Annotated in this window: 12 protein-coding genes and 1 pseudogene; 5 read left to right on the forward strand and 8 right to left on the reverse strand. The window is 68.5% G+C overall.

What is annotated here, in order from left to right; translation table 11 throughout:
- The first annotated feature begins 4 nt into the window (after positions 1-4).
- Positions 5-565 carry a YaeQ family protein gene (locus tag C6P64_RS03215; RefSeq protein ID WP_105747145.1) on the forward strand — a complete coding sequence of 187 codons (561 nt, stop codon included), beginning with the start codon at positions 5-7 and terminating at the stop codon, positions 563-565.
- Between the two features lie 39 nt (positions 566-604).
- Here C6P64_RS03215 and C6P64_RS03220 read toward each other — a convergent pair whose 3' ends face one another.
- Positions 605-1,336, reverse strand: a complete 732-nt coding sequence (locus C6P64_RS03220) for a 16S rRNA (uracil(1498)-N(3))-methyltransferase (RefSeq protein WP_105747146.1) — start codon at positions 1,334-1,336, stop codon at positions 605-607.
- Positions 1,337-1,339: 3 nt separating this feature from the next.
- Entirely contained in the window at positions 1,340-2,446 is a 1,107-nt protein-coding gene (locus C6P64_RS03225) for an aminoglycoside phosphotransferase family protein (protein WP_105747147.1), read from the reverse strand.
- 127 nt (positions 2,447-2,573) lie between these two features.
- Between C6P64_RS03225 and C6P64_RS03230 the strand changes: the two genes are divergently transcribed.
- From C6P64_RS03230 to rsmA, 3 genes are read left to right on the forward strand one after another with little or no spacing between them, the layout of a single operon-like run.
- Positions 2,574-5,015 carry an LPS-assembly protein LptD gene (locus C6P64_RS03230; RefSeq protein WP_245911613.1) on the forward strand — a complete coding sequence of 814 codons (2,442 nt, stop codon included), beginning with the start codon at positions 2,574-2,576 and terminating at the stop codon, positions 5,013-5,015.
- Complete coding sequence (locus C6P64_RS03235) at positions 5,008-6,393, forward strand: peptidylprolyl isomerase (protein WP_105747149.1); 1,386 nt, start codon at positions 5,008-5,010, stop codon at positions 6,391-6,393. Before C6P64_RS03230 ends, C6P64_RS03235 begins: the two co-directional genes overlap by 8 nt.
- Positions 6,390-7,181, forward strand: a complete 792-nt coding sequence (gene rsmA, locus C6P64_RS03240) for a 16S rRNA (adenine(1518)-N(6)/adenine(1519)-N(6))-dimethyltransferase RsmA (RefSeq protein ID WP_105747150.1) — start codon at positions 6,390-6,392, stop codon at positions 7,179-7,181. Before C6P64_RS03235 ends, rsmA begins: the two co-directional genes overlap by 4 nt.
- 271 nt (positions 7,182-7,452) lie before the next feature.
- On the opposite strand, the pseudogene C6P64_RS03245 reads toward rsmA, so the two are convergent.
- The 5 genes and pseudogenes from C6P64_RS03245 to C6P64_RS03265 all read right to left on the reverse strand — a co-directional run.
- Positions 7,453-7,848 (reverse strand): annotated as a pseudogene (locus C6P64_RS03245) (barstar family protein); the annotation flags it as partial.
- A gap of 447 nt (positions 7,849-8,295) precedes the next feature.
- The gene (locus C6P64_RS03250) at positions 8,296-10,608 is read right to left on the reverse strand and encodes an NADP-dependent malic enzyme (RefSeq protein WP_105747170.1); all 2,313 of its coding nucleotides are present in this window, start codon (positions 10,606-10,608) and stop codon (positions 8,296-8,298) included.
- 156 nt (positions 10,609-10,764) lie between these two features.
- Positions 10,765-11,676, reverse strand: coding sequence for a TPM domain-containing protein (locus C6P64_RS03255; protein WP_105747171.1), 912 nt, complete (start codon positions 11,674-11,676; stop codon positions 10,765-10,767).
- Positions 11,676-12,269: a LemA family protein gene (locus C6P64_RS03260; RefSeq protein ID WP_425436683.1), complete on the reverse strand. Its 594-nt coding sequence runs from the start codon at positions 12,267-12,269 to the stop codon at positions 11,676-11,678. Before C6P64_RS03260 ends, C6P64_RS03255 begins: the two co-directional genes overlap by 1 nt.
- A gap of 96 nt (positions 12,270-12,365) precedes the next feature.
- On the reverse strand, positions 12,366-12,833 hold the full coding sequence (locus C6P64_RS03265) for a winged helix-turn-helix transcriptional regulator (protein WP_105747153.1): 468 nt from the start codon (positions 12,831-12,833) through the stop codon (positions 12,366-12,368).
- Positions 12,834-12,963: 130 nt separating this feature from the next.
- Between C6P64_RS03265 and C6P64_RS03270 the strand changes: the two genes are divergently transcribed.
- Positions 12,964-14,298: a D-amino acid dehydrogenase gene (locus C6P64_RS03270; RefSeq protein ID WP_105747154.1), complete on the forward strand. Its 1,335-nt coding sequence runs from the start codon at positions 12,964-12,966 to the stop codon at positions 14,296-14,298.
- 4 nt (positions 14,299-14,302) lie between these two features.
- Here the strand turns inward: C6P64_RS03270 and C6P64_RS03275 are convergent, their stop codons facing one another.
- A complete protein-coding gene (locus C6P64_RS03275; RefSeq protein WP_105747155.1) occupies positions 14,303-14,518 on the reverse strand; it encodes a DUF2061 domain-containing protein in 216 nt (71 codons plus the stop codon).
- Between the last annotated feature and the right edge of the window lie 167 nt (positions 14,519-14,685).

Here is a 14,685-nt window from a genome sequence, read left to right on the forward strand (position 1 = left end):
CCCGATGGCCATCAAGTCCACCATCTTCAAGGCGAACCTGCAGATCGCCGACATCGACCACAACTACTACGCCGACCACAGCCTGACGCTGGCGCGCCATCCGAGCGAGACCGATCAGCGCATGATGGTGCGTCTCGTCGCGCTGGCGCTCAACGCGCACGAGCTGCAGGATACCTGCGGCGGCGACGGCACGCTGGCGTTTGGCGCCGGCCTGTCCGACGTGACCGACCCGGACGTGCACCTGACCGACTTCACCGGCCGCAAGCGGCTCTGGATCGAGGTCGGCCAGCCCGAGGACAAGCCGCTGCTGAAGGCCTGCAGCCAGGCCGATGCGGTGCGCGTCTATGCCTTCGCGCATGCCGCCGACATCTGGTGGAAGGGCATCGAGGGCAAGTTGAGCCGGCTCGACAAGCTGCAGGTCTGGCGCCTGCCGACCGAGGCGGCACAGGAACTCGAAGGCCTGGCCGAGCGCAGCATGCAGCTGCAGGCCACCATCCACGACCAGGTGCTGACGCTCAGCAGCGACAAGGGCAGCGTGAGCCTGGAAGCGACGCGCTGGAAGTGACCGCCGGCGCCTGACCCAGGTCCAGGCGTCAGAACCGGATCAGGTCGACAGCGCGATCGCGGCCAGCGCGGCGATCGCTGCGGTCTCGGCGCGCAGCACGCGCGGGCCCAGCGTGACCGGCGCGAAGCCCTGGACCAGCAGCGCCTGCTCCTCCTGCGGCGACAGGCCGCCCTCGGGGCCATGGACCAGCAGCAGCGGTGCCGCCGGATCGGTGGCCGCCACCTGCAGCAGCGGCCTGGAACCCGGCGCCAGCGACAGCACGCCGCGCAGCAGGCCCTCGGGCGCGGGCTGGCGCAGCCAGTCGTCCAAGCTGCGCACCGGATGGATCAGCGGCACGCGGTTGCCGCCGCACTGCTCGCAGGCCGCGATGGCGACCGCCTGCCAGTGGGCCTGCTTCTTGTCGGCGCGCTCGCCCTTGAGGCGCAGCACGCTGCGCTCGGTCATCAGCGGCTGGAGGCTGGCGACACCGAGCTCGGTCGCCTTCTCGACCAGCCAGTCCATGCGCTCGTTGGCCGGCATGCCGACCGCCAGGTGCACGGCGCGCGCCGGCTCGCGCTCGACCGCATGATGGGCGCCGACCTCGACCTCGACGCTGCTGCGGCCCATCCTGAGCACGGTCGCGTCCCATTCGCCGCCGCAGACCGGATCGCCGAACAGGGTGATGCCGTCGCCGGGCTGCAGCCGCAGCACCTGGACATGGCGCGCGCCCTCGGGCGTGAGTTCAAGCTGCAGGCCGGCCTGCAGGGCATGGGGCTGGTAGATGCGCGGCATGGCTCAGGTCCTGCCGTAGGCAAAGCCGGTCGCGGCTTCCCAGCCCTCGACCTTGTCGATCAGGCGCAGCAGGGGGGTGAGCTCGCGGTAGCGCAACGCGGTGCTGCGGATGTAGTGGATGAAGCGCGGCGCATCGGCCAGGTACTGCGGCTTGCCGTCGCGCAGCGTCAGGCGCGCGAAGATGCCGGCGACCTTGAGGTGGCGCTGCAGCGCCATCCAGTCGACCGCGCGGTAGAAGGCGCCGAAGTCGCTGCTCCAGCCATCGAAGTCGAGCAGGCCGGCCTTGCGCGCGCGCTCCCAGTAGCGGATCGTGACGTCGAGCACGAAATCCTCCTCCCAGCTCAGGAAGGCGTCGCGCGTCAGGCAGGCGATGTCGTAGGTGATCGGGCCCCAGACCGCGTCCTGGAAGTCGAGCACGCCCAGACGCCGGGCCGGATCGGTGGGATCGAAGCCTGCGCGCGGCAGCATCAGGTTGCGCGGCATGAAGTCGCGGTGCACCAGCACGGTCGGCGCGGCCAGGTTGCGCTCGACCAGCAGCGCGAAGGTCTTGTCCAGCGTCGCGCGCATCGCAGCGTCGATCGCCACGCCCTTGTGCTGCGCCAGGTACCAGTCGGGGAACAGCTGCAGCTCGCGCTGCAGCAGCGCGGCGTCATAGGCCGGCAGCCAGTCCGGACGCGCGCTGCGCTGCAGCTCGAGCAAGGCCGTGGTGGCATCCTTGAAATAGGGCAGCGCCTCGTCTTGCCGCTTCGGGTCGAGCACGGTCAGCAAGGTCCGGTCGCCCAGGTCGTCGAGCAGCATGAAGCCGCCCGCCTGGTCCCAGTCCAGCACTTCGGGCACGCGCACGCCGGCCTCGCGCAGCAGCGCGGCGACCTGGACGAAGGGCTGGCAGTTTTCCTTCTCGGGCGGCGCGTCCATGATCACGCGCGTGCCAGCGGCCGCATCGATGCGGAAATAGCGCCGGAAGCTCGCGTCGGCCGAGGCCAGGCGCAGGCTGGCGGGCAGCAGGCCATGCGCGGCAGCCGCCCGGGCCAGCCAGGCCTCGAAGGCGGACTGGCGCTGCGGGTCGGTCCAGGCAATGGAGGACGGGTTGGCGGAAGGGTCTTGTGACATGTATAAGCTGGATCTGGCGCACCACAGGTCTGGCCTGCAGCAGCGACCCGCGGCGCGGGCCTCGTGGATAATTGCCCAGCTATTCTACGAACGGCGCGTCCGCGCGCCACCAAGCCCTCATCAACCCGTGCCCTCCGAGCCCCACAACGCCGCCCCGCCGCGACTGCGCCTGCGCCCCGTCAGCGCTGCCTTGCGCGCTGCCTTCCTGCTTGCGGCCGGCAACGCGCTGCTGGGTCAGGCTGCCGCCCAGTCCAGTGACGTAGAGCCCGGGCTGGTCCTGCAGCCCAGCCTGCAATTGCAGGAACGCCTGGCCGGCGACTCGCGGCAGGCGGGGCCGACCTTCCTCTACGGCGACCAGATCGAGGGCCAGACCGATGTCCGGACCCTGGTCGAGGGCCATGCCGAACTGCGACGCCACGAGATGGTGCTCAAGGCGGGCCGGATCGAGCATGACGTGGCCGACGACACCGTGCGCGCCAGCGGCGGGGTCCGCATCAACCGGCTCGGCAACGTCTACGAGGGCCCCGAGCTGCAGCTCAAGCTCGACAGCAACGAGGGCTATTTCCTGCAGCCGCGCTTCACGCTGCTCAAGAACGGCGGCCAGGGCCAGGCGAGCCGGCTCGATTTCCTGGGGCCGGACCGCTCCAGCGCCGAGCAGGTGATCTATTCGACCTGCGCCCGCCCCGAATCGGGCCCCTGGAACCCCGACTGGTGGGTGTCGGCCAGCCGGATGGAGTTCGACAGCGCGACCGATACCGGGACTGCGCACCAGGGGGTGCTGCATTTCCAGGGCCTGCCGGTGCTGGCGGCGCCCTATCTGCAGTTCCCGCTGTCCGACAAGCGACGCACCGGCTTGCTGCCGCCGAGCTTCAACATCGGCACCCAAAGCGGCATCGAGGTCTCGCTGCCCTACTACCTCAACCTCGCGCCCCAGCGTGACGCCACGCTGACCCCGACGCTGATGAGCAAGCGCGGCCTGGACCTGGCCGGCGAATTCCGCTATCTGGACAGCGACTACAGCGGCGAGTGGCGGGGTGCCTACATGGGCAACGACCAGCTGCGCTCGGCCGACCGCTGGCAGGCCTCGATCCAGCACCGGCAGCGCCTGTCTGCGCCGACCGGGATCGACAACCTGGGCCTGCGGCTGAACCTGAACCAGGTCAGCGACGCCAACTACTGGCGCGACTTCCCGCAATCGAGCAAGGTGCTGACGCAGCGCCTGCTGCCGAGCGAGGCCGTGCTGTCCTGGGGCAGCGGCGACTGGTCGTTCTCGGCCGGCAGCTACAGCTGGCAGACGCTGCAGGACCCGGCGCCGGCAGCCCAGATCCTCGCGCCCTATGACCGCGTGCCCTCGCTGGCGGCCCGACTGGCGCCGGCGCCATTCAGCCTGGCCGGCAATCCGGGCTGGCAGGGCTCGCTGCAGACCGAGCTGACCCAGTTCGCCACCGACCGCCAGGTCCAGATCGGCAACGGCCAGACCGCCACCGTGCTGGACGGCCAGCGGGCGCTGGCAGTGGCCCAGCTCAGCAAGAGCTGGCAGGCGCCGGGCTGGTTCGTCAAGCCCGGCATGCAGATGCACCTGCGCCAGTACCAGTTCGACCAGGCGCTCGGCAATGGCCGGTCGAGCCAGGGCCTGGCGGTGCCGACGCTCAGCCTGGACAGCGGCCTTTTCTTCGAGCGCGAGGCGCGCTATTTCGGCCGCGACCTGGTGCAGACGCTCGAGCCCCGGCTCTACTACTCGCACACCCCCTACCGCGAGCAGGGCTATCTGCCGAGCTACGACAGTGCGCCCTACGACTTCAACCTGAGCACCATCTACCTGTCCAACCCCTATGCCGGCCATGACCGCATCGCCGACCTCGATGCGCTGACCGTCGGTGCGACGACCCGCCTGCTGCATCCCGACAACGGCGCCGAGCTGGTGAGCCTGGGCGTGGCGCAGCGCTACCGCTTCCGCGAGCAGCGCATCGGACTGCCAGGCGAGAGCGCGATGTCGGCCGGCCTGACCGACCTGCTGCTCGGCGCGCGGGTGCAATGGACGCCGCAGTGGTCGCTCGACAGCAGCCTGCAATACAACCCCGAGAGCGGCGAATCGACCCGCAACACGCTGAGCCTGCGCTACATGCCGGGGCCCTACCGCGTGCTGAGCACCGCCTACCGGGTCAAGCAGCAGACGGCGGTCGAAAGCAGCCGCCAGCTCGACCTGGGCTGGCAATGGCCGCTGCAGGGCCTGTTCGGCCAGGCGCCGGACGGCGTGGCGGGCCGCGGCCTGGGGCCGAACCAGTGGTACAGCGTCGGCCGCATCAACTACAGCCTGCCCGAGAACAAGATTGTCGATCTGCTGGTCGGCTTCGAATACGATGCCTGCTGCTGGATCGGCCGGGTCGTGCTGGAGCGGCTGCAGAACAGCCAGTCGGGCGCCAACCAGCGCATCATGTTCCAGCTCGAGTTCTCGGGTTTCACCCGCATCGGCTCCAGCCCGCTGCAGTCCTTGCGCAACAATGTGCCCCGCTATCAATCCCTGCGTGAAGAAATCAATCCGCCCAGCCGGTTCGAGCGTTATGAATAAATCCCTTGTCCTGGCCAGCGCCTTGCTGCTGTCCGGCGGCCTGGCTACGGCACAGGCCCAGAAGCCCTCCAAGGCGGGTTCGCGGCCGGCTGCGAGCGCTGCCAAGCCCGCCGCGACCAGCGCCAGCACGGTCCCGCCGACCGCGGCGGCACCCGTCGCCCAGGTGCTGCCGGCCAACCATGTCGTGGCCCTGGTCAACTCGGAGCCGGTCACCAGCCACGAGGTGCTGGCGCGGCTGGCGCGCCTGCAGCCGCCGGCCGGCACCCAGCTGCCGCCGCGCGCCGAGCTGCTGCGCCAGCTCACCGAGCGGCTGATCCTCGAGCGGGTGCAACTGCAAGCCGCAGCCGAGCAGGGGCTCAAGATCGATGACGCGGCGCTGACCCAGGCCGAGGAGAACATCGCGCGCCAGAATGGCCTCAGCGTCGAGCAGCTGCGCGCGCGCCTGCAGGCCATGGGCGAGGACAGCGAGAGCCTGCGCGCCAACCTGCGCAACGAGCTGCTGCTGCAACGGGTGCGCGAGCGCGAGGTCGACAGCCGCATCAAGATCAGCGAGCAGGAGATCGATGCCTACCTGGCCGAGCACCAGAGCCCCGAGCTGGCCGAACTCAACCTGGCCCAGCTGCTGGTCCGGGTGCCCGAGGGCGCCGACGCGGCGACGGTAGAAAAGCTGGGCCAGCGCGCCGAGCAGCTGGCCCAGCGCGCCCGCGGCGGCGCCGACTTCACGGCGCTGGTGCGCGAGTTCTCCGACGCACCCGACAAGGCCAATGGCGGCCAGCTCGGCCTGCGCAGCGTCGAGCGCTACCCGTCCCTGTTCGTCGATGCCATCCGCTCGCTGCAGACCGGCCAGATCTCCGATGTGGTGCGCAGCGGCGCCGGCTTCCATGTGCTCAAGCTGGTCGAGAAACGCAACGCCGGCCTGCCCGACGCCAACTACACCCAGACCCGGGTGCGCCATATCCTGCTGCGCCCGGGCGCCCAGCTGAGCCAGGAAGCGGCGATCGCGCGCCTGCAGGAGCTGCGCCAGCGCATCGGCAACGGCTCGGCCCGCTTCGAGGAACTCGCGCGCCAGTACAGCCAGGACGGCTCGGCCAGTGCCGGCGGCGAACTCGGCTGGGCCAACCCCGGCATGTTCGTGCCCGAGTTCGAGCAGGCGATGAACCGGCTCGCCCCGGGCCAGCTGTCCGAACCGCTGGTGTCGCGCTTCGGCGTGCACCTGATCCAGGTCCAGGAACGCCGCCAGGTGCCGCTGAGCGCGCGCGAGCAGCGCGAATGGGTACGCAACCTGCTGCGTGAACAGAAGGCCGAAGAGGCCTACGAGACCTGGGTGCGCGAGCTGCGCGCCCGGGCTTACATCGAATACCGCGAGCCCCCCCAGTGAACGCCCCCCACAAGGCGCGCAAGCGCTTCGGCCAGCATTTCCTGTCCGACCAGTCCATCATCGAAGCCATCGTCAACGAGATCGCCCCCAAGCCCGGCCAGTTCGTGGTCGAGATCGGGCCCGGCCTCGCCGCGCTGACCCAGCCCCTGGTCGAACGCCTGGGCCAGCTGACCGTGGTCGAGCTCGACCGCGACCTGGCCGTGCGCTTGCGCGCCCATCCGCAGCTGACCGTGATCGAGTCCGACGTGCTGAAGGTCGACTTCCGCGCGCTCGCGGCCAGCCGGCCGGAACCGATGCGGGTGGTCGGCAACCTGCCCTACAACATCTCGACCCCGATCCTGTTCCACCTGCTCGGCGTCGCCGACGTGGTGCAGGACCAGCATTTCATGCTGCAGAAGGAGGTCATCGACCGGATGGTGGGTCGGCCCTGCACGGCCGACTACGGCCGCCTGAGCGTGATGCTGCAATGGCGCTACGAGATGGCCAACGTGCTGTTCGTGCCGCCCGAGAGCTTCGACCCGCCGCCGCGCGTCGACAGCGCGATCGTGCGCATGGTGCCGCTGGCGAACCCGCCGCAGCTCGATGCCAAGCTGCTCGAGGAACTGGTGCAGGTCGCGTTCTCGATGCGGCGCAAGCTGTTGCGCCACAGCCTGGGCCGCTGGCTCGAGGCGCGCGGCTTTGCCGGCGACTTCGACCTGCAGCGCCGCGCCGAGGAGGTGCCGGTGGCCGAATACGTGGCGCTGGCCCAGGCCTGTAGTGCCGCCGGCCCGGGCGGCCAAGGGCATTGATCCGGCTTGGGGAAACCGCAGGCTACAGACAAGCGAAAGGCCCGCTGCAAGCGGGCCTTGGACTGGCCGGAACCGGCCTTGATGGTTCAAGCCAAGGACGACGGCAGCAAAGGCCTCGCCCGGGCCGGACTCAGGCCGCGCTGAGCCAGTAGCCGGCGTTGAAGGGGCTGCTCATGCGCAGCGCCTGCGGGCTGACGTCGACCAGCTTGTCGGTCAGGGTCGGCTCGTCGCTGGCACCGAGTTCGGCGCCCTTGGTCGCGCGCGCCACCGAGAAGCTGTAGAAGCAGCGGAACGGCACCTTGCGGTCGTTCCAGTAGTCGGCGATGTCGCGGAAGATGTCGAGCAGCAGCTCGCGCGCTTCCTTGTCGAACTTCGGGCTGGTCGGGATATGCTCGAGCACGACGATGAAGCCGGTCTGCTGGCCCGACTTGTGCACCACATCGGTCATGCAGTCGTAGAGGGCATCGAAGTTCTTGCCGAAGGTCGCGGGCAGCGTGTACTGCTGGGCGATCAGGTCGAGCACGTCCTGCTTGTTGGTGGCAGTCGCCAGGTTGGCATAGAGGAAGTGATGGCCGAGTTGCTCGGCGGCTGCCTGCAGGTCCTTGACCGTGAAAGCCCGGATCGATTGAACGATATTGCTGCGCACGTTACGAAGTGGCTGGTCCATCCCCAGGTCTCTTTCCAATTCAGTTGTCTATGATTCCGCTGCTGGCTGCGCGCGCCTGGATCGGCGTCCACGGTCAGCAGTAAGAGTAATTACAGGCTTCAGGTGTCGGATGCTGATGTCGCGGCAAGCCCCAGTGATGGCGCAGGACCCGCGGCGACACCGGGCTTCGATGCGGTATATTCAATCGTGCGGTCTTGTTGCCCAGTCATTACCTGGTGCAACCGACTTGCTTGCGGAAGCGGGTCTTCGGACCGGATCAGCAAGGCTGCAGGACGGTTTTTCTCGAACATCCAACCCCTGTCGCTCCAGGGTCAACCGCTACGACAACCGTAGGGGTTAACCCGGAAATCCAAGGCCGTAAGTGTGCCTGATACCGCCCCAAAAAGCAAGAACCCTGGTGCGGCGCAACATGGCGCCCCACCAGGGTTCAGGCCCGCGAGCGGGGGATCAGCTCGACTGAACGGCGCGCGAGCCGATATTGGCCTCGGCCACGGTCAGCGCCGTCATGTTGACGATGCGGCGCACGGTCGCGCTCGCGGTCAGGATATGCACCGGCTTGGCCACGCCGAGCAGCATCGGGCCGATCGCGATGCCGCCGCCCGCGGCGGTCTTGAGCAGGTTGTAGGCGATGTTGGCGGCATCGACGTTGGGGCAGACCAGCAGGTTGGCGTCACCCGCCAGCGTGCTGCCGGGCATGATGGCCGCGCGCGCCTGCGCATCGAGCGCCACGTCGCCATGCATCTCGCCATCGACCTCGAGCCAGGGCGCCTGTTCGCGCAGCAGTTCGAGCGTCTGGCGCATCTTGACCGCCGACGGCTGGTCGGAGCTGCCGAAGTTGGAATGCGACAGCAGCGCCGCCTTGGGCGTGATGCCGAAGCGCATCACCTTGCGCGCCGCCATCATCGTGATCTCGGCCAGCTGCTCGGCGCTCGGGTCGTAGTTGACATGGGTGTCGACGATGAAGACCGCCCGGCCCGGCAGCATCAGCGCGTTCATGGCCGCATAGCAATGCGCGCCTTCGCGCTTGCCGATCACCTGGTCGATGTAGTTCAGGTGCAGCGGGTTGGTGCCCCAGGTGCCGCAGATCAGGCCGTCGACATCGCCCTTGCGCAGCAGCATGGCGCCGATCAGCGACAGGCGACGGCGCATCTCGATCTTGGCCAGCTGCTCGGTCACGCCCTTGCGCGCGGCCAGCTGGTGATAGGTCTGCCAGAAGTCGCGGTAGCGATGGTCCTGCTCGACGTTGACGACGTCATAGTCCAGGCCTTCCTTGAGGCGCAGGCCGAACTTCTGGACCCGCTGCTCGATGATGGCCGGACGGCCGATCAGGGTCGGACGCGCCAGGCCCTCGTCGACCACCACCTGGCAGGCGCGCAGCACGCGCTCTTCCTCGCCCTCGGCGTAGGCGATGCGCTTGTGCAGCGCCCGCTTGGCGATCGAGTAGACCGGCTTCATCATGGTGCCGGAAGCGAACACGAAGCTCTGCAGCTTGTCGCGGTAGGCGTCCATGTCCTGCACCGGGCGCAGCGCGACGCCGCTGTCGACCGCCGCCTGCGCCACCGCCGGCGCGATCTTCATCATCAGGCGCGGGTCGAAGGGCTTGGGGATCAGGTATTCGGGGCCGAAGGCCAGCGTCTCGCCCGAATAGGCCGCCGCCACCACATCGCTCTGCTCGGCCTGTGCGAGGTCGGCGATGGCATGCACCGCAGCCACTTCCATCTCGTCGGTGATGGTCGAGGCGCCAGCGTCGAGCGCACCGCGGAAGATGTAGGGGAAGCACAGGACATTGTTGACCTGGTTCGGGTAGTCGGTGCGGCCGGTCGCCATGATGGCATCGTCGCGCACCGCCTTGACGTCCTCGGGCAGGATCTCGGGGTTCGGGTTGGCCAGCGCGAAGATCAGCGGGCGCTCGGCCATGCTGACCACCATGTCGGGCTTGAGCACGCCGCCGGCCGACAGGCCGAGGAAGATGTCGGCGCCAACGATGACCTCGCGCAGCGTGCGCGCGTCGGTCGGCTGGGCATACTGAGCCTTGTCGGCGTCCATCAGCTCGGTGCGGCCCTGGTAGACCACGCCGGCCAGGTCGGTGACATAGATGTTCTCGCGCGGCAGGCCGAGCTTGACCAGCAGGCCCAGGCAGGCCAGCGCGGCGGCACCGGCGCCCGAGGTCACGAGCTTGACGCTCTTGATGTCCTTGCCGGCCACCTTGATGCCGTTGAGCAGCGCCGCGCCGACCACGATCGCCGTGCCATGCTGGTCGTCGTGGAAGACCGGGATCTTCATGCGTTCCTTGAGCTTCTTCTCGATGTAGAAGCACTCGGGCGCCTTGATGTCCTCAAGGTTGATGCCGCCGAAGGTCGGTTCGAGCGCGGCGATGATCTCGATCAGCTTGTCCGGGTCCTTCTCGCTGATCTCGATGTCGAACACGTCGATGCCGGCGAACTTCTTGAACAGCACGCCCTTGCCTTCCATCACCGGCTTGGCGGCCAGCGGACCGATGTCGCCCAGGCCGAGCACCGCCGTGCCATTGGTGATCACGCCGACCAGGTTGCCGCGGCTGGTGTACTTGAAGGCGTTGTTCGGGTCGGCGACGATTTCCTCGCAGGGCGCGGCGACACCGGGCGAATAGGCCAGCGCCAGGTCGCGCTGGTTGGTCAGCTGCTTGGTGGCGGCGATCGCCACCTTGCCCGGGGTCGGGAACTCGTGATATTCAAGGGCGGCGCGGCGCAGTTCGGCGCGCTTGTCTTCCTGTTGCGGCATGGCAGTCTTCTCCATCAGGTGAAAGAAGCCGCCACATGGTGCAGCGGACTTCGTGGCGCATTATTGCAGGGCTGGGCAGCCCTGCAGCCGAAGGGCTACCTGTGGCTTGCCACAGGCCGGCGCAGGGGGACCGCAGGAAAGGCGGAAAGCGCGGGTTCACCAGCGACCGGAGGAACCGCCGCCGCCGAAATTGCCGCCGCCGCCCGAGGAAAACCCGCCACCGCCGCTGTCACGGGAGCTGCCGCCGGAAGAGAAACCCCCGCCCGATCCGCCGCCCCAGCCACCGCCCGGTCCCCCTGGCCCGCCGCCGCCGCGAACGGGCCGGTTGGCCATCAGCAAGCCCATGACAAGCGCCAGCAGGGCGGCCGCCAGCGCAATGAAGACCGAACCGGTGAAGGACCAGGCAATGCCGCCCACGATGGCAGTCGCCGCCAGGCTGCCCAGGACCCGGCCCAGGATGCCGCGCAGCACCCGGGTGATGACGGGGGCGGCCAGGCCGATGAAGATCAGCAGCTCCTCCCCGTTGACGCCCGGCCCGCTCGTCGCCTGGGCCGGGGGCAAGGGCAGTTCCTCGCCCTTGAGCCGCGCCAGGATCTGCTCCACCCCGGCATCGAGCCCGGCGTAAAACTCGCCCTGCTTGAAGCGCGGCGTGATCACGCCCTCGATGATGCGGTGCGCGATCAGGTCGGGGATCGCGCCCTCGACCGCCTTGGCGGTCGCGATGCGCAGCGTCCGGTCATCCTTGGCGACGACCAGCAGCACGCCGTCGCCGACCGTCTTGCGACCGATCTTCCAGGCATCGCCCAGGCGCTGGGTGTAGTCGGCGATGTCCTCGGGCGCAGTCGTGCGTACCAGCAGCACCACGACCTGACTGCCGCGCTCGCGCTCGAAGGCGGCGAGCTTGTCCTCCAGCGCCCGGCGCTGCGCATCGGTCAGGGTGGCGGTCTGGTCGATCACGCGCGCGCTCAGCGGCGGGATCGGCTGCAGCGGCTGGGCCAGACCGGCCAGCGGCCAGGCCAGCAGGCCGCACAGCAGCCAGAGCCAGATCCCGCGCAGGGCCGGCGTCATCATTTGGCCCCGAAGTCGACCTTGGGCGGCGCGCTGATCGCGGCCTCGTCGGCGACGGTGAAGCCGGCCTTGGCGTGATAGCCGAACACCATCGCGGTCAGGTTGCTCGGGAAGCTGCGCGCGAGCACGTTGTACTCCTGCACCGACTGGATATAACGGTTGCGCGCGACCGTGATGCGGTTCTCGGTGCCTTCGAGCTGCACGCGCAGGTCGCCGAAGGCCTGGTTGGCCTTCAGGGTGGGGTATTGCTCGGACACCACCAGCAGCCGGCTCAGCGCGCTGCCGAGCTGGCCCTGGGCGGCCTGGAAGCGCTGCATCGCCTGCGGGTCCTCCAGCATCTGCGGCGTGAGCTGGATCGAGGTCGCCTTGGCGCGCGCCTCGATCACGCGCGTCAGCGTCTCCTGCTCGAAATTCGCCTCGCCCTTGACGGTCGCGACCAGGTTCGGCACCAGGTCGGCGCGGCGCTGGTACTGGTTGAGCACCTCGGACCAGGCCGACTTCGACTGCTCGTCGAGGCGCTGGAAGTCGTTGTAGCCGCAGCCGCTCAGCGTGGCCGCCAGGATCAGGGCCATGCCCCAGTGCAAGATCTTCATTGTCATCCCCCTAGCAAGGCCAGCCTGTCGAATCGGCTGGCAGCCGATCCAGTGTAGCGAATCGCAGTGCCGCTGTACCAGGCCATCCGGCCCTGGTCAGGTCGTGATCGACAGGTAGCTCGACTCCTTGACCTCCTCCATCACCACATAGCTGTGCGACTGCGCCGGCACCGGTATCTTCTTCAGGATGCTGCCGAGCAGGTCGCGGTAGTCCGACATGGCGTGCAGGCGCGCCTTGACCAGGTAGTCGAAGCTGCCGGACACCAGGTGGCATTCCATCACGTCGGACAGGCCGAGCATTTCGCGCCGCACCGCCTCGAACACCTCGCCCGACTTGGCGGTCAGCGTGATCTCGACGAATACCAGCAGGGTCTTGCCTATGGCCTGGGGGTTGACGCGCGCGTGGTAGCCGGTGATGACGCCCTGGCGCTCGAGCCGGCGCACGCGCTCGGCGCAAGGCGAGGTCGACAGGCCGATCTGCTCGCCGAGCTCGGTCATGGTGATGCGGCCGTTGCGTTGCAGGGCATCGAGGATTTTCCGGTCCAGGCGGTCGAGTTCGGGCATTTCACTGTCGGGGCTGGGATGACGGCCGCATCGGCCGTGAAAACTGCTGGAAATCCATGGAAATTCAGCAACATTTGCTGTACGAGATCCATAGACTTCCTCTTTATAGCGCAACGACAGAGGGGGTCGCATGAAAGTCCTGGTTCTTGGCAGTGGCGTCATCGGCGTCAGCACGGCGTATTACCTGGCCCGCGGCGGCGCCGAAGTGGTCGTGCTCGACCGCCAGGCCGGGCCGGCGCTGGAAACCAGCTTCGCCAATGCAGGGCAGGTGTCGCCCGGTTATTCGACGCCCTGGGCCGCGCCGGGCATTCCGCTCAAGGCGCTGAAATGGCTGCTGCAGCGCCATGCCCCGCTGGCCGTGCGGCCTGACGGCAGCCTGTACCAGTGGCGCTGGATGGCGGCGATGCTGCGCAACTGCACGCCGCAACGCTACGGCGTCAACAAGGAACGCATGATGCGCGTGGCCGAGTACAGCCGCGACTGCCTGCGCCAGTTGCGCGCCGACACCGGCATCGAGTACGAGCAGCGCCAGGGCGGCACGCTGCAGCTGTTCCGTACCCAGGCCCAGCTCGATGCGGCGGCGCGCGACATCGCCGTGCTGCAGGAATGCGGCGTGGCCTACGAACTGCTGGACCGTGACGGCGTGGTGCGCGCCGAGCCCGGCCTGGCGCAGGCGCGCGAGCGGCTGGTCGGCGGCCTGCGACTGCCGAACGACGAGACCGGCGACTGCCACCGCTTCACGCTGGCGCTGGCCGAACAGGCGCGCCAGCTCGGGGTGGAGTTCCGCTTCGGCGCAGAGATCGAGTCCATCCGCAGCGAAGCCGGCCGGATCACGGGCGTGCAGCTCGGTGGTCCGGAGCGCGAACTGTTGCGCGCCGACCGCTATGTGCTGGCGCTGGGCAGCTATTCGCGCGCGCTGCTGGCCCCGCTCGGGCTGGACCTCCCGGTCTATCCGGTCAAGGGGTATTCGCTCACCATGCCCTTGCGCGATCCGGCGCTGGCACCGCAATCGACCGTGCTGGACGAAAGCTACAAGATCGCGCTGACCCGCTTCGATGACCGCCTGCGCGTCGGCGGCATGGCCGAACTCAGCGGCTTCGACCTGCGGCTGAATCCGCGCCGCCGCGAGACGCTCGAGATGGTGACGCGCGACCTGTTCCCGGGCGGCGACCTGGCGCGCGCCGAGTTCTGGACCGGCCTGCGCCCGATGACGCCGGACGGCACGCCCCTGATCGGCGCCACCCGCTACGAGCAGCTCTACCTCAACACCGGGCATGGCACGCTGGGCTGGACCATGGCGGCGGGCTCGGGCCAGCTGCTGGCCGACCAGATCCTGGGGCGCTGCCCGGCCATCCGCACCGAGGGACTGGCGCTGGACCGCTATCAAGCCAGCCCGCGGCCGGGTGCCGGACGAACCACGAACGCCACCGGCCTCGAAGCGCCAGCGACCAAAATGCAGGGGTGAAGGGTCAGCCGGCGCCATGCCGGGCCCAGGCCCGTTCATGGAAGAAATAGACGCCGGCCTGGACCGTGGGCTCGAGCAGGCTCAAGGTCAGCGCGGCCCACAGGTCCCCGGTCACCGCATAGGCGACGCCGGCCGCCACGGTGATATGGGTCAGGTAGTAGCTGCCGGTCTTCATGAGGGTGTGCCGGTGCTGGCGAGCGAAATGTCTGATGTGGGCCATGATGCAACTCCTGCTTGCCTGCCGTGCGTCAATGATAGCGATTCTCATTCATTGAATGAATCAAGATTCGTTATGGGATTGATAGCGACTATCGATGCCCTTCTACAATCAGGCCTTCCCCCAGCTGTTGCACCAAGACCATGAAATTCCTGCGTTTCTCCGACATT

Source organism: Malikia granosa, from assembly GCF_002980595.1.
In the GTDB taxonomy this organism is placed as follows: domain Bacteria; phylum Pseudomonadota; class Gammaproteobacteria; order Burkholderiales; family Burkholderiaceae_C; genus Malikia; species Malikia granosa.